15 protein-coding genes are annotated in these 19,735 nt (G+C 49.3%); 6 read left to right on the top strand and 9 right to left on the bottom strand.

What is annotated here, in order from left to right; translation table 11 throughout:
- The 4 genes from ACWIP2_RS04780 to ACWIP2_RS04795 form a co-directional block, all read right to left on the bottom strand.
- Positions 1 to 432, bottom strand: a 432-nt coding sequence (locus ACWIP2_RS04780; protein ID WP_448518766.1) for an AAA family ATPase, incomplete at its 3' end; no start/stop codon positions are given.
- A 27-nt stretch (positions 433 to 459) separates the two neighbouring features.
- Positions 460 to 1,299 (bottom strand): SDR family NAD(P)-dependent oxidoreductase, encoded by an 840-nt coding sequence (locus ACWIP2_RS04785; RefSeq protein ID WP_448518767.1) that lies wholly within the window; start codon positions 1,297 to 1,299, stop codon positions 460 to 462.
- 88 nt (positions 1,300 to 1,387) lie between these two features.
- A complete protein-coding gene (gene porZ, locus ACWIP2_RS04790) occupies positions 1,388 to 3,640 on the bottom strand; it encodes a type IX secretion system anionic LPS delivery protein PorZ (protein ID WP_448518768.1) in 2,253 nt (750 codons plus the stop codon).
- A 13-nt stretch (positions 3,641 to 3,653) separates the two neighbouring features.
- Positions 3,654 to 3,815, bottom strand: a complete 162-nt coding sequence (locus ACWIP2_RS04795) for a hypothetical protein (RefSeq protein ID WP_448518769.1) — start codon at positions 3,813 to 3,815, stop codon at positions 3,654 to 3,656.
- Positions 3,816 to 4,131: 316 nt separating this feature from the next.
- On the opposite strand from ACWIP2_RS04795, the gene ACWIP2_RS04800 reads away from it, so the two are divergent.
- From ACWIP2_RS04800 to ACWIP2_RS04810, 3 genes are all read left to right on the top strand, one after another.
- Positions 4,132 to 5,604 (top strand): phytoene desaturase family protein, encoded by a 1,473-nt coding sequence (locus tag ACWIP2_RS04800; RefSeq protein WP_448518770.1) that lies wholly within the window; start codon positions 4,132 to 4,134, stop codon positions 5,602 to 5,604.
- A gap of 96 nt (positions 5,605 to 5,700) precedes the next feature.
- Complete coding sequence (locus ACWIP2_RS04805) at positions 5,701 to 6,537, top strand: phytoene/squalene synthase family protein (protein WP_448518771.1); 837 nt, start codon at positions 5,701 to 5,703, stop codon at positions 6,535 to 6,537.
- A 25-nt stretch (positions 6,538 to 6,562) separates the two neighbouring features.
- Entirely contained in the window at positions 6,563 to 8,113 is a 1,551-nt protein-coding gene (locus ACWIP2_RS04810) for an NFACT RNA binding domain-containing protein (protein ID WP_448518772.1), read from the top strand.
- Between the two features lie 86 nt (positions 8,114 to 8,199).
- Here the strand turns inward: ACWIP2_RS04810 and ACWIP2_RS04815 are convergent, their stop codons facing one another.
- A complete protein-coding gene (locus tag ACWIP2_RS04815; protein ID WP_448518773.1) occupies positions 8,200 to 8,526 on the bottom strand; it encodes a hypothetical protein in 327 nt (108 codons plus the stop codon).
- 17 nt (positions 8,527 to 8,543) lie between these two features.
- On the opposite strand from ACWIP2_RS04815, the gene ACWIP2_RS04820 reads away from it, so the two are divergent.
- The 3 genes from ACWIP2_RS04820 to gltB all read left to right on the top strand — a co-directional run bounded on the left by ACWIP2_RS04820 (position 8,544) and on the right by gltB (position 14,220).
- Entirely contained in the window at positions 8,544 to 8,789 is a 246-nt protein-coding gene (locus ACWIP2_RS04820; RefSeq protein ID WP_448518774.1) for a hypothetical protein, read from the top strand.
- 38 nt (positions 8,790 to 8,827) lie between these two features.
- Complete coding sequence (locus tag ACWIP2_RS04825; protein ID WP_448518775.1) at positions 8,828 to 9,583, top strand: SDR family NAD(P)-dependent oxidoreductase; 756 nt, start codon at positions 8,828 to 8,830, stop codon at positions 9,581 to 9,583.
- 206 nt (positions 9,584 to 9,789) lie between these two features.
- Positions 9,790 to 14,220: a glutamate synthase large subunit gene (gltB, locus tag ACWIP2_RS04830; protein ID WP_448518776.1), complete on the top strand. Its 4,431-nt coding sequence runs from the start codon at positions 9,790 to 9,792 to the stop codon at positions 14,218 to 14,220.
- A 187-nt stretch (positions 14,221 to 14,407) separates the two neighbouring features.
- Here the strand turns inward: gltB and ACWIP2_RS04835 are convergent, their stop codons facing one another.
- The 4 genes from ACWIP2_RS04835 to ACWIP2_RS04850 form a co-directional block, all read right to left on the bottom strand.
- The gene (locus ACWIP2_RS04835; RefSeq protein WP_448518777.1) at positions 14,408 to 15,226 is read right to left on the bottom strand and encodes a 2,3,4,5-tetrahydropyridine-2,6-dicarboxylate N-succinyltransferase; all 819 of its coding nucleotides are present in this window, start codon (positions 15,224 to 15,226) and stop codon (positions 14,408 to 14,410) included.
- A gap of 43 nt (positions 15,227 to 15,269) precedes the next feature.
- Positions 15,270 to 17,162 (bottom strand): CocE/NonD family hydrolase, encoded by a 1,893-nt coding sequence (locus ACWIP2_RS04840; RefSeq protein ID WP_448518778.1) that lies wholly within the window; start codon positions 17,160 to 17,162, stop codon positions 15,270 to 15,272.
- A gap of 283 nt (positions 17,163 to 17,445) precedes the next feature.
- A complete protein-coding gene (locus ACWIP2_RS04845) occupies positions 17,446 to 18,624 on the bottom strand; it encodes a hypothetical protein (RefSeq protein ID WP_448518779.1) in 1,179 nt (392 codons plus the stop codon).
- A 3-nt stretch (positions 18,625 to 18,627) separates the two neighbouring features.
- Positions 18,628 to 19,698: a site-specific DNA-methyltransferase gene (locus ACWIP2_RS04850; protein WP_448518780.1), complete on the bottom strand. Its 1,071-nt coding sequence runs from the start codon at positions 19,696 to 19,698 to the stop codon at positions 18,628 to 18,630.
- Positions 19,699 to 19,735 lie beyond the last annotated feature (37 nt).

Below are 19,735 nucleotides of genomic sequence, written 5' to 3' on the forward strand. Positions count from 1 at the left end.
TTTGCCTGTCTGCTTGTGCAGGTCGCCCATTAACTCTTTGAACTTGCTGCCGATGGATTTTTCCTTGAATTGTGTGCCGTATTCGTCGGCAATTTCATCCAATCGGTCATTGATAGCCTGTCGCAAGCCTTTGCCCCTGAAGTCTACTTTGCTGAAATCCAGATGGATAACAGGATGAGCTTCCCAGTTGATTTTATCGTAGATGTACAGCCCTTCAAACAGTTGCTGTTTACCCTCAAAAATAGCTTTCAGGGTGCTGATTAACAGAGACTTACCAAAGCGGCGCGGGCGGGCAAGGAAATTGAATTTACTTTTGTTGACATACACCAGCCGATGAATGAAGTAGGTTTTATCTACGTACACACATTCTTTGCGGCGCAGTTCGTCAAAATTTTGCTCGCCTGTGGAAAGTACCGGCAGATGTTCCATCATGGATTCAATTTATGCAAAGTTACCAAATTAACGTTGCAGGAGCTGTGTATGGTCATCTGCATACGTAAACCGCATCGGGTCGGGGAATAGGAATCGGTATCCCAGTTGGCTGATGGCTTTATCGCTATTGACGATTTTAAAGGGAATCGGCTGTGCTGGTTCTCTAAACGTAGGCGCTTGCCAGCCAAATTTTGCCGCATTGGCAAGGTATATTTCGCGGCGGGTAGGGTGCAGCGGCGCTACGGCGTTGTAAACTTCACCGCTAATGCCTTTGCGAATCATCGCCAGCAGCAGCCCGATGACATCGTCCTGATGGATGAAATTCACGGGTATTTCGCCTGTGTCCACCGTGCGCCCGATGAAATATTTACCCGGAATACGGTCTTGCCCCATCAGTCCGCCACAGCGAAGAATCGCCGCGCCAAATTCGCGTTGCAAGAGTTGTTCGGCATAGACAATCACGTCTTCTTCGGGGCTGTTCAGGGCAGAGGTTTCGGTTACTTCGCCGTTGTTGTCGCGGTAAACCGATGTGGAACTGACATAAATCACTTGTGGGTTGCGCTGCCATCGCCGCATTTTTTCCACCAAATAATCCATGTGTTCATTGTGGGCTGACATGCCGCCGTTGCCGCGCCGTTGCGGCGGAATGTTGATAATCAGCAGGTCGCAATCCAGCAGGTCTGCCAGTTGGTCGTTGGTATCTTGCGCAGGCAGGCTGACTAAGCAGGCTTCTGCGCCCTGCGCTCTGATTTGCGCTAATTTTTCAGGTGTGCGGGTTGCCCCTTTCACGCGGTAGCCTTCCTTGACAAGCGCGCCTGCAAGCGGCATTCCCAGCCAGCCGCAACTCAATATGCTAATGGTTTTCATCGGTTTTTATTTTTACCGCAAAGGTCTTTTTAGAATGCGGATAACGCGGATTTTTTCTTTCGTCAAATCTGCGTTTACCTGCGCTATGTTATTCTACTTTTACAAATTTGGCAACTAATCGCTCTTCGCCGTTGGCATCTGCCGCATAGACGAAGTAAACGCCGCCGCGTGTGGCGCGTCCCTGATAGTCCAAGCCGTTCCAGACGGCTGAGCCGCCTTCGGCGCGGGTTTCGTGAACCAAGCGCCCCGCCGCATCGGTAATTTTGACCGAAACGTTAGCCGCCAGTCCGTCAAGCGCAATTAGCCCGCTGAAATTGGGCGGCACGGGGTTGGGAAATACGCGAACATTGGCAAAAGTTCTGCCTGCATCGGTAGCGGTGCCGCGAAAAGAGACCAGCCCTTTATCGGTGGTAAAAAACACTTCGCCTGTTTGCGGATGAATGCTGATGTGGCGCACCTCATCGGAAAGCAGAGGACTGTTAGCGGCGGTAAAGTGGTAAATTTGCTGTGAACCATCGGCAGAGAACAACCACGCGCCGCGTGCCGTGCCAATCCACTTGCGATTGCCGCCATCAATTGCAATTGCATAGATGGTTTCGCCGCGCAGCAGTTCGCGGAAATTGAACACGACGCGCTGTCCGTCCGTATTGTTGCCAATAGCTGCCGCCGCGTCAAAAAATACGACAAGTCCGTTGTCGGTTCCTACCCACATAGCGCCTTGTCGGTCGTTGGCAAGCGCCAGCACGTTGGGCGAAGGCAGTCCGCCTTGTCCGCGCTGTGTGCCCAGCGGTCGCACGCGCCCGTTTTCGGCTACGATTGCCATGCCGCCGCCTGTGGTAGGGTGAAACGGAATCCATGCATTGCCCAAATCGTCCGTTACGGGCGCAAGCGCGTTGCCGCCATTGAATGCGCCCGTTGGATAGGCGCGCCAGGCGCCGTTAGATGCGCGGCGAAATACCGAAGGGCTGTTTCCAGCGCCTAATGCCGTGAGCCACAAGCCGCCGTTGCCGTCAGTCGCCAGCCCGCTAATGCGTACATTGGGCGCATCCGCTATCCGTTGCAAGCGGTTTTCGGCAGGCTGCCAGTTCCACAAGCCATCGGTGAAAGATGCGAGCCAGACCCGCCCGTCATTCGCAGGAACAGCCGCTAACCAGTCGCGCATAGGCGGCAAAGTATTCGGATTGCCTGCCTCGCTGTTGTAGTTTGTCCAACTGCCTTCGGCGAAAGTGGAAAATCCATCTGTATTGTTTTCGGGTTGTCCGTTGGCGGTGAAGCCGCCATAGAACGCGAAGAGCCTGTCGTTGATAAAGGCTGTGCGTCGCACCAAAGGCGCAAATAAGCCTGCCGGCGAAAGATTGCGCACCGCCGCGCCGTTGATTTGCAAAAGTCCGCTTGCAAAATCCGCCACGTAGCGGGTCGTTCCATCGCGCAGAGCCTTTCGCGGCGCGCGAAGCGCGGGATTGGCGATGATTTGTTGTTGCCCTGTTGTAGTCCATTCAACCAATCGCCCATCGGCAAGGCTGATAGTTGCGTTCTCCGCCTGTAATGCTAAGTGATTGTACTGAGCGACAGGCAGTTGCAGCCTTATCCATTTGCCGTTTTCATAGCGGAACACATCGGAAAAATTGACGCCTGCCAGCAGCAGATTGCCTGCAGCGGCGACGGTTCGCAAGTTAGGTGAGGCAAAAGCGGTGCGCCAGTTGCGAAAGTCCAAGCGATTCACGGAAGCGGCTAAGGAAGTCGCCCGAAGCCCTTGTGAGGTGGCGGCAAAGAGGCTGTCGCGTAAAACAGCCGTTTCAAATACCGCTACTGTTTCGCCATTGCCGCCCAAATTGAGGTAATTTTCGCGCAGTCGTTTGGCGGTCATATCCACGACGGCAATGCCAAAAGGCAGCGATAAGTAGGCTAAGTTGTTCTGTATCAGCACGTGACTAATGCGGCGCTGCGCCTGAATGCCAATTAGCGGCGCGGTTGCCAGCGTGCGGATATTGACAACGCTTTCTTCGTTCAGTAAATCAATTTGTCCGTCCGTATAACCAATGACCAGCGTTTTTGAGGGTTCATGCCAACCTAAGGCGCTGAAATTATTGCCTGTCAGTCCGTCGGTTTTGTCCAAGGTTTCCACCTCACCGTTGGCTTTGCGGTAGCGCATCAGTCCATTGACGGAAGCGGCATAAATCCATTCGCCCGCATCTGCCAGGTCGGTCATTTGTCGGAAAGAGGGGTGCATCCGCCACGTACCCACAGGGATTTCCTGCGCGGCGGCAAGGTGTGCCAGCGGCAGCAAAATCAGCGCTAAAAACCTGACGGGTTTTGAAAACCCGTCAGGTTTGGAAATCATTTGTATATCGTTCTTACTCAAAAACATCCTGCAAAGGAATGGTTAATTCAGGGAATAAAAACGGCGTGGCGACATCGGCTTTACCGTAGGCGTTGTGCAGAACAAACTGCCGGATCGGATAATCGGCGTAGCTGTAGCGCTTGTTGAGGTCTAAATCGGTTAAAGAGGCAATCATTGCACAATATTTTCCCACTAAAATTACACCTTTTCATCTGCAATGCCCACAGGCAAATTCGATAGTAATGGGATTTGAATAAATCACTGCCATCAGATTATTGGCAGATAAACATCTACGATGGTAATTTTTATTTACAAAATAAATTAGCATCCGTTTTTTTGCGTAAGCCATGTGTTATTATTAACGGTTAAAAAGTCAAGCGTAAAACGATTACAATAGAACTTATCCTTGATGCTATTGCTACATTTTCCCAAACCAACACTGCCAATTGGCAGTTAAGTTTATATTTGAAGCAAATTTTGATTCGTTCTGCATGGCAAAAAAGGCAATAGTAATCGGTGCGGGGTTCTCTGGACTTTCTGCTGCTACTCATTTGGCAAATAAAGGCTGGGACGTTGCCCTGCTGGAAAAACACAACCAAACCGGCGGACGCGCCCGCATCATGGAAAAAGACGGCTTCCGATTTGACATGGGACCGAGCTGGTACTGGATGCCTGATGTGTTTGAAACTTACTTTGGCTGGTTTGGCAAAAAGGTAAGCGATTACTACGAATTGGTGCGCTTAGACCCTTCGTATAGCGTATTTCTGGAAGGCAACGAGCGCGTGGACTTACCTGCTGACTATCAGGCATTCCGCCAGTTGTGCGAATCTTTAGAGCCGGGAGTTGGTCCCAAATTAGACAAGTTTTTGAAGCAAGCCGCTTACAAATACAAGGTCGGCATCAACGAGTTTGTTTACAAGCCGAGCCTTTCCCTGACCGAATTTGCAGACCCGCGTCTGCTGTTAGAAATTTTCCGTTTAGACTTGCTCAAAAGTATGTCGGCACATGTGCGCAAGTTTTTCAAAGACGATCGCCTGATTAAAATCATGGAGTTTCCCGTGTTGTTTCTGGGCGGAACGGCAAAAACCATCCCCGCGCTATACAGCCTGATGAACTACGCCGACATCAAACTTGGCACATGGTATCCTATGGGCGGCATGCACAAAATCGCCGAAGGGATGACCGCCGTTGCCTTAGAAAAAGGCGTAAAAATTCAGCTCGATACTCCCGTTCGCCAATTGGAAGTCAAAAGCGGCAAAATCACTGCCGTTGTTACCGATAAAGGCACTTTCACCGCCGATGTGATCATCAACAGCGGCGACTATCACCACTGCGAGACGGCGCTGCTGCCCGCTGCTTTCCGAAGCTATTCGGACGACTACTGGAACTCGCGCGTAATGGCACCTTCCAGCCTGCTCTATTACTTGGGCATCAACAAACGCCTAAAAAATTTGCTGCACCACAACCTGTTTTTTGATGAGGACTTCAACCGCCATGCAGCAGAAATTTACGATACGCCGCGCTGGCCGGAGCGCCCGCTGTTCTATGCCTCTGCACCTTCGCTGACCGACCCGACTGTTGCTCCCGAAGGCTGCGAAAACGTGTTCCTGCTCATTCCAATTGCGCCAGGCATGCCCGATACGCCTGAAATCAGGGAAAAGTACTATAACATCGTCATGGAGCGATTGGAGCAGCGCACCGGACAGGAAATCCGCCCGCATGTGATAGTGAAAGAAACCTTTGCCTATCAGGATTTTGTGAATGAATATCACTCTTTTAAGGGCAATGCTTACGGGCTTGCCAATACGTTGATGCAGACCGCTATTCTCAAACCATCTTTGAGAAGTAAAAAAGTCAGCAACCTGTTCCATACAGGGCAACTGACCGTTCCGGGACCTGGTGTGCCGCCCTCGCTCATTTCGGGCAGGGTTGTTGCACAGGTTGTAGAACAAGTAATCCGCTAAGGTTTCACAAAAAATTGCTATCTTGCCACAAACTAAACAGGCAAGTAAACGGTTTAACACACGATTATCAGCTTATCTACAACGCAAATCGTTGGTATGTTTGACTTGTTCACCAAAACAACACTCAAGTGCAGCGAAATTGTAACTAAGAGTTACAGCACTTCTTTTTCACTAGGCATTCGCATGTTTGACCCTGTCCTGCATAAGCCGATTTATGCGATTTACGGTTTTGTTCGCTATGCTGATGAAATTGTGGACACTTTTCATGACCACGACAAAAAGGCACTACTCGACCAATTCAGGGCAGATACTTATGCCGCAATAGAGCAAAAGCTAAGTCTTAATCCTGTGCTGCACTCGTTCCAGTGGGCGGTCAATCGCTTCAAGATCGAGCAAGAACTGATAGACGCTTTCCTGCACAGCATGGAAATGGATCTATATTTCCATGAGTACAACGACGACCGCTACCATGAATACATCTATGGCTCGGCAGAAGTTGTAGGGCTGATGTGCCTCCGCGTATTTTGCGACGGCGACGAGGCTATGTACCAACGCCTGAAACCGGCCGCTTGCAGCCTTGGTTCTGCCTTCCAAAAAGTCAACTTCCTGCGCGACATGAAGAGTGATTACTACGAACGCGGACGTGTCTATTTTCCGGGGGTGGACTATAATCAGTTTAACGGCGATGTGAAACGCGCCATTGAAGCCGATATTAAAAAAGACTTTGACAATGCTTACAAAGGCATTGTCCAGTTGCCCAAAACAGCGCGGCTGGGTGTATATCTTGCCTATGTGTACTACTTGCGTCTGTTCAAAAAAATTCAGGAAGCCGCACCTGCCAAAGTACTGTCTGAGCGCATTCGCGTATCGGATAAGCGCAAAATTTACCTGCTGGCAGAGAGCTATTTCAAACATCAGTTGAACTATATTTAACCATTGTCGGGTATTATCCCTCTTCATGCACAATAATTATTACATCTTTCGGCTGCTGACCGATGCGCTTACCGAAAGACTCACTGGCTTGTCGTTGGTTACCTGTTTCAGCCAACTGAAAGACGAGCTGATAATGGGCTTCGCCGATGAACACCGCCAGTTTTATATCCGCGCCAACCTGAACCCCGAAGCCTGCTACCTGAGCTTTCCCGAAGAGGTAAGCCGCGCCCGCCAGAATAGCATTGAGCTGTTCCGCCCTGTACTGGGAGCGCAAGTAACAGGGCTGCGCCAATACCTGAACGAGCGTTGTTTTTCCGTCCACTTCAGCAATGGCAGTGTTTTGCTGTTCAAAATGCACGGGAAGCGCTCTAACCTGATTTTGTTTGAAGCCGACGAAGAGGGCAATTTACTGCCCGAAGAACTTTTCCATAACAAACAGGAAAAAGACCGTCTGCTGCGGCTAGAAACCATAGACCGACCGATTGACCAAAGCCGCGAGGCATTCATTACCAACGGTTTGCAGGCGACGTTCCCTACTTTTGACCGCCAAATGTTGGCGCTGATCACAGGCGCAGGCGAAGATCCCGAAACCCAATGGGAAGCCGTGCAGGAACTGTTGGAGTATCTCAAAAATCCTCAGTTTTTCATAGCTTCCGACCATTCGCAGGCTTCATTTTCGGTTTTTCCTTCGGAAAATGATGTTTATCGCGGAACGAACCTGATTGAGGCGCTCAACGAGTACCATTATATCTTTTCGCGGCTCTATTATTTCGAACACGAAAAAGCCGAAGCCATCCGCCAGTTAGAAAAGCAAAAGCACAAGACCGAACGCTTTATCCGGCAGGCAGAGGAAAAACTCATTGAACTGGAATTGTCAAACCGCTACGAGGAGATTGCAAATATTATCATGGCGAACCTGCATGAGATTCCGCAGCGAGCGACTTCGGTGCAACTGTTTGACTTCTACCGCAATACCTACACGGAAATCAAGCTCAAAGAAACACTCAACGCGCAGAAGAATGCGGAGGTTTATTACCGCAAGTCCAAAAATCACAAGATTGAAATTGACAAGCAGCGCGAAGCTATTGCCGCCAAACAGAAAGAGATCCAAAAAATTAACCGTCGCATAGAAGAAATCAGCAAGCAGCAACGGCTCAAAGACTTGCGCCGCTACCTGAAAACCGAAGGGCTGGCAGGCAAAACCGCTAAGAATCCCGAACTGCCTTTCCGTCGGTTGGAAGTTGAGGGCTTTGAAATCTGGATTGGTAAAAATGCCCGCAGCAACGACCTGCTGACCCAAAAATATGCTTACAAAGAGGACATTTGGCTGCATGCCCGCGATGTAAGCGGCTCGCACGTAGTAATTAAGTACAAAGCAGGCAAGCCATTCCCGCCGCAGGTAATTGAAAAGGCTGCGCAACTGGCTGCTTGGCACTCCAAACGGCGACACGAAACCCTCTGCCCTGTTATCTACACGCCCAAAAAGTACGTCCGCAAACCTAAGGGAATGCCCGAGGGCGCGGTCGTGGTAGACAGGGAACAAGTCGTGATGGTAAAACCTGCGGCAGAGGTCTGATTATATCAAAATATCAACCTGTACTGCCTTACCGATTGGCACTGTAAAACGCCTGAAAACCGTATAAACAGCGCCTTTTGTTTCATTTACCCGAAAAACAATTTTAATAATTGCCGGGCTGCATGGGAATCCGTACAGTTCTTTTGCTTGAAATCGAACTGATGACCATAGACCCGCAGCGCCATTTCTGCGTTCGGATTGCGTCGCAGCGAATCCACAAAGGCAGCAACTTTGTCTTTAGCAATGTTGATCCTCAGGTCGTTATCCCACTTGGAAAGCATACTCTCCGAAGCATCTAATACGAGCATGTCAGTAATGAAACAAAGAAGATGCGGCTCAGGATTTTCATACGTGCAAGGGCAGGAATTATACAAAGATAATAACTCATTCACTTGCTGTCGTTCGTGAGACATGAACAACGGTAGCAGATGTGAAACGCGCCATTGAAGCCGATATTAAAAAAGACTTTGACGATGCTTACAAAGGTATTGTCCAGTTGCCCAAAACAGCGCGGCTGGGTGTATATCTTGCCTATGTTTACTACCTGCGCCTGTTCAAAAAAATTCAGGAGGCCGCACCTGCCAAAGTACTGTCAGAACATATCCGCATATCGGATAAGCGCAAAATTTACCTGCTGGCAGAGAGTTATTTCAAACATCAGTTGAACTATATTTAAAGCATCGTTAGATAGTTATCAACTAAACATTGCTTTACATGAGATTAGCAGGAAAAGTTTCCTTCATCACCGGCGGCGCTTCCGGTCTTGGTAGAGGTATAGCCGAAGAATTTGCCCGTCAGGGTTCAAAAGTTATCATTGCCGATATTAATACCGAAAAAGGTGAGGCTGTTGCTAAAAGTATCGGTGGCACATTCTTTTACTTAGATGTTACCAATTATGAAGCTGTTCAGCAAGTTATTGGTCAGATAGAAAAACATTTTGGGCGCATAGATGTCATGGTAAACAATGCAGGGATTGACGGCGAACAGAAAATCACCCACCTAAGCTCAATAGAAAACTGGCATCTGGTTAATAAAATCAACCTTGACGGCTTATTTTATGTATTAAAAGAAACACTTGCCGTTATGCTTCGCCAACAGCCCAAGGGCGGTTCTATCATCAATATGGCATCTATTGCGGGTATGGTGGGTTTCCCCAACATTGCCCCCTACACAGCCTCAAAAGCTGCTGTTATTAACCTAACACGCTCTACAGCAATAGAATATGGTGCAGATCACATCAGAGTAAATGCGATTGCACCAACAGCTATTCTGACGGATTTGGTACAGCACTTTATAGATACCTCTGCCGACCCGGAAGCGATGCGCAATCAAATGAACACCATGAACGTTATCCCGGGAATGCCTGAGGTGCAGGACGTAGCCCATGCAGCCGTTTATCTGGCAAGCGACGAGTCGCGCTTCATCACAGGTATCACCCTTCCGGTAGATGGCGGCTATACGGCCCGGTAGCTTGTAACTATTGTCGTCATAAAAATAAAAAATGCCATTTCATCTAGAGATGGCATTTTTTGTCCCTCCATATCTGACTGTTATTAACAGCAGATGTTTATTACTTCTTAGAGAGCCTTTTCCCGATGCAAAACTTTCCACTTGAAAGCCCCGTTTTTTAAAATCCATTTATTATATTGCCACTTCCATTAAAAATTACGTAAGCAATGGGGCAGTTTTTTCAGGAAAATGAAAAGTCGGCTTGTGGCGTGGGTTTTGTCGCCAGCCGACACGGTGTTTATGACCACCGGATTTTACAACAGGCTTTGTATGCCTTATCGTGTGAAGAGCATCGCGGCGGCTGTGCTGCCGATCGCATCACCGGCGATGGTGCCGGCATTATGACCGACATTCCCTTTGACCTGCTCGGCTACAAGCCGGGCGAGGTGGCGGTGGCTTCGCTGTTCCTGCCCACCGACGCAGAAAAACAGCGCATTGCCCTGAAAACCTTTGAAGAGTCCTTTTCACTGATGGGTCTGGAAGTAATAGAATACCGCGAAGTGCCTGTTAATATGGATGTGCTGGGACCGCAGGCGCGTGCTTCCATGCCTGCTATGCGCCATGCCATCATTGCCCGCCCGAAACATTGCCGAACAGATTATTCTTTTGACAAACTACTTTACCAAGCCAAACAATTTAATCGCATCCGCCAGAAAGATGCGCAGGATAGTCCCGAGTTTTTCTTTACCTCGCTTTCAGCCAATACCATTGTTTACAAAGGGCTGATTCGCGCCGAAGATTTGGGGCGGTTTTACTTAGACCTGCAAAATCCTGCCTTCAAAACGCGCTTTGGCATTTTCCACCGCCGGTTCAGCACCAACACGGTCAGCACTTGGGACAAAGCGCAGCCCTTCCGATTCATCAGCCACAACGGCGAAATCAACACCATTCAAGGCAACCGCTCATGGGCTTTTTCCCGCGAAAAGGCGCTAGGACTGAAAAAAGACGAACTGCTCAACCATTACAAAGTGAGCGATTCGGGCAGCCTGAACGAGATGGTGGAAGCGCTGGCTTTCCGCAGTAGCATCCGCTACATTGAAGACATTCTGGCGATTATGATACCGCCTGCCAAAACGGACAAAGATTTTTACCGCTTTTGGAGCCGTGCGATGGAGCCATGGGACGGTCCAGCGCTGATTACCTTCGGAACGGGCAACAAAGTCGGGGCGCGATTAGACCGCAACGGCTTCCGACCCTGCCGCTGGGCAATGACCGAAGACCATTTTTACCTCTCTTCCGAAGCAGGTTCTTTTAATTTGGATGAGGCTGATATTCTGCAAAAAGGCACGCTCAATGCCGGAACAGGCGTTACGATGAACCTGATTACGGGCGAAATCAACTTTTGCGACCCAAGCGATGCCCGCGAAAACATTGGCGCTCACTACGACGCAAGGTTGCTGCCGATGGAAAGTAGCGACACGAACGAGGAAGTGCTACTGTTGGATAAAAAGTACCTTTTTGCCTACACCGAAGAGGACATCTCCCGCGTCCTAATTCCGATGATTAGCACAGGCAAAGAACCGATTGGCTCTATGGGCGATACAGCGCGTATCAATATTTTCTCCGAAGAGCCGCGTTCTTTCTTTGATTATTTTTACCAGACTTTTGCACAAGTTACCAATCCGCCGCTTGACTATTTGCGCGAAAAAAATGTAACCGATATGGTGAATTACTTAGGCAAGAAGCCTAATATTTTCGCCCAAAAGGAACTCATTCCGCCGCCGCCTGCCTTTGAATTGAAATACCCCGTGCTTTCGTTGGGACAAATGGCATTTGTGCGCGAACTGAAACAATCGCGTAAGGGCGTGTATCGTCCGGTGGCTGCTGAGTTTGATACGACTTTCAAACGCAGCCACGGCGCAGTAGGGATGCAGCGCAAGTTGGACAAGCTGGGCGCGGATGTGGTAGAGGCTGTCAACGGCGGCGAGGTTTCTGTCCTGATTCTTTCCGACCGCAACGCCGACTACGAAAACCCGCCGATTCCGGCGCTGCTGGCTTTGCGCGCCGTCATCATCGCGCTGACCGACGCAGGTTTGCGATTGGAGGCTTCCATCGTGGTTGATTCGGGCGAAATCAAAACGACCCACCACGTAGCCTGCCTCATCGGATTTGGTGCGGTGGCTGTTTGCCCTTACCTTGCCCTGCAAATGGCGCGGTTTGAGATTGCCCATAAAATCAGCAAAGTAGAGCTTTCTGCTCACGAAAAAGAGCAAAACCTGCTCAAAGCGCTCAACGAAGGTTTGCTGAAAATTATGTCCAAAATGGGTATTTCGGTATTGCGCAGCTACCAAAGCTCTAAGTTGTTCAGCATTGTTGGTTTGAGCAAGGAGGTGGTCAATCGCTACTTCCCGCGTGTGCACAACCTGCTCGGCGGGTTGACCATCGGCGGCATTGCCGATGAGGTGCTCACCAAGTTGGAAATTTGCCGACAATACGAAGAAAAACAGCAGTTGATCAATAATTTCCTCTACCGCGAAGATACTATTGGTAAACAGGGCGAAAAACATTCCATGACTTTTGCCCGCTCGAAGGTCATCCACCAGTTGGTGCGCGATACGGGCAAGGCGCTGAATAATATGGAGCTGTACGATGAATACCTTAGAATGGGCATTGAACAGGCACCCGTTAATGTACGGCACTTATTTACGCTAAAAAAATCTCCCAATCCGCTGCCCATAGATAACGTAGAAGCGCGTGCCAATATTCTCCGTCGCTTTGGTTCGGGTGCGATGAGCTTTGGGGCTATCAGCGCTGAAGCCCAACGCGACATCATCCTTGCTATGCAGGAAATCGGCGGACGCAGCAACAGCGGCGAGGGCGGAGAAAATCCCTACTACTTCACCGAAGGCATCACAGCAACCACTAAGCAGGTAGCTTCGGGGCGCTTCGGCGTAACTGCCCTTTATTTGGTGTCAGGCAGCGAGTTGCAAATTAAAATTGCACAAGGCGCAAAACCCGGCGAGGGCGGTCAGTTGATGAGCATCAAAGTCAATGCAGATATTGCCCGCGCCCGTTACAGCAACCCCGGCATAGATCTGATTTCGCCCCCGCCCCTGCACGATATTTACAGCATTGAAGACCTGAAACAACTTATTTATGAACTCAAACAAATTTCGCCCGAAGCCAAAGTCAATGTCAAATTAGTAGCAGGCGCAAACATCGGAACCATTGCCGTAGGCGTAGCCAAAGCAGGTGCAGATGTGATTGACGTAGTTGGCGGCGACGGCGGAACAGGCGCAGCATCGCTCAGTTCTATGAAACACGCCGGGCTGCCATGGGAGTTCGGGCTGGTGGAAGTGCATCAGGCGCTGCTGCAAAACGGATTGCGCAAACACGTGCGCCTCCGCACCGACGGCGGTTTGAGCACAGGCGAAGACATCGTTATTGCCGCTATCATGGGCGCGGAGGAGTACAACTTCGGCAAGTTGTTGCTCGTGGCAGAGGGCTGCGTGATGGCGCGTATCTGCGAAAAAAATACCTGTCCCGCAGGCATTACCACGCATGACCCCGTTTACAAAGCCAAATACAAAGGCAGCAAAGATCACGTGGTGAAAATGCTGGAATACATTGCCGAAGATGTGCGCCGCAAGCTGGCCCTGCTGGGTGTGCAGTCCTTAGACCAAATCATCGGGCGCACCGATTTGCTGGACATCAACCCTGCCGCCCGCGACCTGATTAACCGCCGCAATCTGGATTTGAGCTTCGTACTGGGGCAACCGATGCCCGGCTATCAGACCGAAAGCAATCCGTTTTTTGAGGGCGTAAGTCCGCTCAACCAGCAGATTGTAGAGGATACCCGCGCCGCCATTGCCGAAAATCAATATGCGGAGTTTAGTTACACCATCAGCGCAACCGACCGCGCTGTGCTGGCAACCGTTGCAGGTGAAATTGCACGTAAAGAAAATCGCTATCGGCAGTTGTTTTACAAAGACAAATCGCTGTATCCGTTTACAAAATCGCTAAAATTTACCTTCAAAGGCAGCGCGGGACAAGGATTTGGCGTATTTATGACCGACGGCATGGAGGTAAAACTCTACGGCGAAGCCAACGACTCGGTAGCCAAATCCATGTCGGGAGGCAAAATGGTCATCACGCCGCAAAAGCACGTCCGGTTCCGCCCTGAGGAAAACGTCATCATCGGCAACTGTGCGCTATACGGCGCTACAGGTGGCGTTCTGTACGTCCACGGCATCGCCGGCGACCGCTTCGCGGTACGCAACAGCGGCGCTTATGCTGTTGTGGAAGGCGTAGGGCTGCACGCCTGCGAATACATGACCCGTGGAAAAGTCGTTATCCTCGGCGAATTTGACCAGAACCTCGGCTCGGGTATGACCGGCGGCGAACTTTACCTCTACAAGCCGCAGCACATGGATTTCATCAACAGGGAATACCTGACGGAGGCAGCGCCCCAACCCGACGACCTGAACGAACTGCACGAGTTATTGCAGGATTACCTGATTGACACAGGCAGCAAAACCGCCGAACACATCCTGCATAACTGGGAAATCGCAAAGGCAGATTTTGTGCGTTTGGTGCCGCTGAATACGATTAAGAAGAAAAAATCAGCGACAAAAAATACAGAGACTGTGGGGGCTTAGCAAGCATATTCAACAATTGCAGAGGCGCGATCAATCGCATCTCTGCAATTGTTGGTGTTTAGGCAGCCAGCAACTACTGCATGGCATCGGGGTAATTTATCCATCATGCAATTCATAATGGTATTATTTACCCTCAGCAAGAGGCCGGGTGATATGGATTTTATACCTTCATTAATCCTGTGGCATATTACACGGCTACCCCATTATCGCGCAGGGCATCGTTGAGCGAGGTTTTCAGGTCAGTGCTTTCTTTGCGCTGCCCGATGATGAGCGCACAACCTACCTGATACTCGCCCGCAGGGAATTTCTTGGTGTAGCTACCCGGTATAACTACCGCTCGCTCAGGCACATAGCCGCGATATTCTACAGGTTCGCTGCCTGTAACGTCAATCACTTTGGATGAGCCTGTAATCACCACATTTGCGCCAAGTACCGCCTGCTTGCCGATGTGCGCACCCTCTACGATAATGCAGCGCGAACCGATGAAAGCGCCATCTTCCACAATCACAGGGCTTGCCTGCACAGGCTCCAGTACGCCGCCGATACCTACGCCGCCGCTTAGGTGTACGTCCTTACCGATTTGCGCACAACTGCCGACAGTTGCCCAAGTATCCACCATCGTGCCGCTGTCCACATACGCGCCGATATTCACATACGAAGGCATCATAATTACGCCTTTGTTCAGGAACGCGCCGTAGCGGGCAATCGCATGGGGGACTACGCGCACGCCGAGCTTGGCATAGCCTTTTTTCAGGCGCATTTTGTCGTGAAACTCCATCGGTCCGACTTCAATGGTTTCCATCTGGCGGATTGGAAAATACAGGATGACTGCCTTTTTCACCCACTGATTGACCTGCCATTTGCCGTCGGCGGTTGGTTCGGCTACGCGGATGCGTCCTTTGTCCAACTCTTCGATGATGTACTCAATCGCCTGAATGGTTTCAGTATTTTTCAGCAGTTCGCGGCTTTCCCATGCTGCCTCAACGATGTGTTGGAGATTTGTCATTGGTATCAAATTCGTGTATTTTGTTCGCAAATTTAGGATGCGGTTACTTAATCACCTGCACCTCAATAGCAGAGGCAGCGCCTTGCTGATGATAAACCCGATGTGTAGCCTTGATAAAGTCTTCGGGATTAGCTTTGTAGATATTTTCCACAAATTTTTGTGGGTTGCGGTCAAACAGCGGGAAAGCTGTGCTTTGAATTTGAATCATAATCCGATGCCCTTTTTTGAAGGTATGCAGCACGTCCTGCAAGCGGAAATTCACCTCCGTTACCTGATTAGGCTGCATCGGTTCGGGCTTTTCAAAGCTGTTGCGGAAACGCGCCCGCATGATCTCGCTGCGCACCATTTGCTGATAGCCGCCCAAGATCATCCGTTTGTCGGGCATGTAGGGATGGTCGGGTTCGTTGCCCGGGTACACGTCAATTAGTTTGACAAAAAAATCTGCATCGGAGCCGGTAGTGCTTACCTTCAACTTTGCCATGATTTCGCCGCCGAGCGTGATGTCTTCCGTCAGTTCGTCGGTTTGGAACACTAACACATCGGGTCTGCGAGCGGCAAAGCGCTGGTCTTCGCTCATATAGTCAAAAGGCGTGAAGCCCGCCATGCTACGCAGGTTTTCGGTATGCGGCACAGGCTTGGCCGGATCGCTGACGTACTCGCTGAAACTGTTAGCAGCCTGTGGCATTTGGTTGTTCAGTCTGCCGTTTTCGTGCAAGTAGAAGGTTAGGTTTTGGGCATTCTTAGCGGGCCAGCTGTCAAACTGCATCCATTTTTTGCTGCCTGTATCAAACATGTAGGCTTCGGGAAGTCCTGTTTTGCCATCGCCCGATTCTTTGAGGAAGTGGCGGAAAAACTTGGCTTCAATTTCTTGTTGATAAAATTGTGCGATGTTGTCGCCAAAATAAACATTGGTGTGCAAAGTCGGACCTTGTACGTCTCTTGACCAGCGACCATGCCCGAAAGGTGTCATTACCAGCGTATTGTAAGCGCCGGGGCTGCCTTTTTCATTGGCTTTGTAAACATTAAGCGGGCCGTATAGGTCTTCGGCATCAAACCAGCCGCCAACAGTCATCATCGCAGGTTTTACGCCTTTCAGGTGCTGAATGATGCCGCGCTTTTGCCAGAAATCATCGTAATTCGGATGTTCAACGGTTTCTTTCCAAAAGAAATTGTCTTTGTAGAGTTCATTGGCGTTTTTGAGCGGGCCTAAATCGAGCAAGTACTGGTAAATATCGCGGGTGTGTGGCTTGATGCCATCTTCGCGGAACCAGCTTTCGGGCGTGTTGGTCGTTTTTTGCACCCCAAAAACAGGATAGGTAAAAAAATAAGCTAAGGTAAACGCGCCGTTGTGGTGGAAATCGTCAAAGAAGAAGTCGCCGACGGGAGCTTGTGGGGAAACTGCCTTCAACGCTGGGTGGTTGCTGAGCGCTCCCGCAACTGTATAAAAGCCCGGATAGGAAATGCCCCACTGCCCAACGCGTCCGTTGTTGTTTTGGATATTTTTCAGCAGCCACTCAATCGTATCAAAGGTGTCGGAGGCTTCGTCCACCTCGTTTTTGCCTTTTTTATTAGGTAGATGCGGAGTCATATTTGTCCATTGCCCCTCGGACATGTAGCGCCCGCGCACGTCCTGATACACGAAAATGTACTTGTCGCGCATCAGCGTCGGCGAAGGGCCGAGCCGCGTCGGGTACTTATCCGCCCCGTAGGGTGCAACACTGTAGCAAGTGCGCATCATCAAGATAGGGTACTTGTTTTGCGGCGAGGCATCCTTGGGTATGTACACATGCGTAAAGAGCTTTGCGCCGTCGCGCATGGGGATGTAGTACTCGTATTTTTGGTAATTTTCGCGGATAAAGAGCGAGTCCGCGTTTTGTGCCCATGCCGTTGTTGCAAACAACCACACGAACAGCCACAAAAGGGTAGTTTTTTTCATTTTTGCAAAGAATCAAAAGATAAAAATCGCCGGTGCGTTGCTTACAGGTTGATGTTTTGATGCCGTTAAATTACAGAATTTATGAGCAACTACACGCTTTGTAGGCGCTTCCTATCAAAGATATAAACTTTTTTCTCGCATCAATAGATTGCTGTCAATAAATTGCTCAAATGTTGATAATGAAATATCGTTTCAGAAGACGTTCCACCATATAGGACACCATGCAATATTTTGAATTTTTTACCATTGTAATTCATTGCTGCATTGTTTAGCGTCCAAAAACTTACCGAATCACCGTAGGTTTGCGGAAAGGCTGATTCGGGTTGAACAAGTAGCGATAGGTCGTGTGGACTTTGGAAACCTCGCTGCCCAGCAACTGCGCCAACTTAATCATTTTCGGGTTGAAATCGCCTACCCAGTTCATTTCTAAGTGCTTGTACTGAAAGCCCTTCGCGCCGGTAATCTGGCGGGCATAGCCGATCATCGCCGACTCTATGCCTCTGCCCTGAAATTCAGGAACAACGCCGAACACCAGCCCAATCATTTTGTCAAAATTTTTCGTCAGCTTGAACCAAAGGAAGCGGATGATACCCAACAGATTAAATTTACCGGTGTTCATCACTTTCAACGCCTGATTCAGGTCGGGAATATTGATATAGAAAGCAATCGGCTCGTCTTTATAGTAAGCAAAATAGATAATCTTCGGGTCTAAAATCGGCGACATTTGTTTGATGAGGTTCTGCGCCTGTTCAGTTGTCATTTCGACAACGCCTTCATGTTTCATCCAACTTTTATTATAAATTGTGCGAAAATCTTCGGCATATTTCATCAAATTACCTTTATCTATGCAAACAAACTTGTAGTCGGGGTTGCGGTAAATGCGTTCGGCGCGGGCTTTGATCACGGAAGCCAACTCCTGATCTACCAAACGGTAGAATGTAAACTGCCGGAAATATTCGCGAAAGCCGTAAGACTCAAAAAAATCTTTGTAGTAGCTGTGGTGATAAAACATGCCATAGCTGGGGATTTTATCAAAACCTTCGGTGAGCAGCCCCCACCACGAGTCGCGCTCGCCAAAGTTAATCGGACCGTCCATTGCCTCCATGCCTTGTTGCTGCAACCAGTTTTTGCAGGTATCAAAAAGTTGGAAAGCTGCTATGCGGTCGTTGATGCACTCAAAAAAGCCCATGCCTCCGGTGGGTTGGTCGTTGTCTTGCATCACGGTTTTATCGTTGACAAAGGCGGCTACTCTGCCCACAACCTCGCCTTTTTCGTTTTCCAGCAGCCAGCGGATGCACTTCCCGTGAGTGAAAAACTTGTTTTTGGCAGGGTCAAAGACTTTTTCAATGTCCTCGTCTAAGGGGCGCACCCAGTAGGGATTGTCCTTGTATAGCTTAACGGGAAGCATGATAAAAGCCTTGCGGCTTGCGGCATCGTTTACTTCTTTGAGTTGGTAGGGCATGGCTTAGTAAGTCGTAAGTGTTTGCAAGGGAATAAGTTCGTAATCAGGTTTGGGCGTAAAAATATCACCTGCAATACTATTTAGTTTCTCTGTTGTCATTTTAATTGCCTGCTCTGAGGCATCAATTCCAATCCACTTTCTACCGAGCATATGCGCAGACCGGAGCGTTGTACCCGAACCACAAAAACAGTCCAGCACATAGCTGTCTCTGTTTGATGATGTTTTGATAATTAAATCAAGCAAATCGGCATTTTTCTCGGTAGGATAGACAGGGTACTGCGGGTCTTTCATATCCCATATGTCTTGCATTCGTTTACCTTCCTGCTCGTCTAAATAAATTTTTTTGCGCGGATTTCCGTTGTCAGACCATTCAATCAGTCCTTCGCTGTCCCATTGTTCCAGCGTAGCAACATCTGTTCGCCAATGCCTGCCTTTGGGTGGTAGTACGCCCTTAAAAGGCTGCGATGTGTTCCCATTTTGTGTTTCGCCGGGCGCGTGCAGCGGAATAGTTGTATAGCGTCTGCCTTTTGCATCGGTCTTTGGGAAGAGTTTTAGCTCATCTTCGGCAGTGTAAGGTTGCTTTGGTTCGTTCCAAATTGGACTGTCTGTCTTGGAATAAAACAAAATCATGTCTTTAATATTGCCGTAGGCTTTGCGGGCGAAGTTTTTTGGATTGCACTTGATGCGGGTGATGTCGTTTCTGAAATTATCAATTCCGAAAATATCATCCATTAAAATTTTTACATAGTGCCCGATTTTGTAGTCAGTATGTACATAGATAGAACCATTATCGGCAAGCAGCTCGCGAATCAATAACAATCTTTCACCCAGAAAATCAAGGAATTGTGTACGGGTAAACTTATCAGAATAGGCTATCGGGTCTTTTTTGCTGTTGCTGATGGTGCTTGTCCGTTCGTCGGAATAAGTAAAAATATTGTTGCTGGCAAAGGGCGGGTCTATATAAACCAGTTCTATTTTTTGTGCAAATCCATTGGCTAACAGGTAGTTCATTCCCTGAATATTGTCGCCGTGGATGAGCAGGTTGGTTTGTATCAGATTCGTGTCATGCTTCATGCCGCTATTCTACTCACTTTTCTCCCGTTTGTAAAAC

The sequence above is a fragment of the Rhodoflexus sp. genome, from assembly GCF_053489755.1.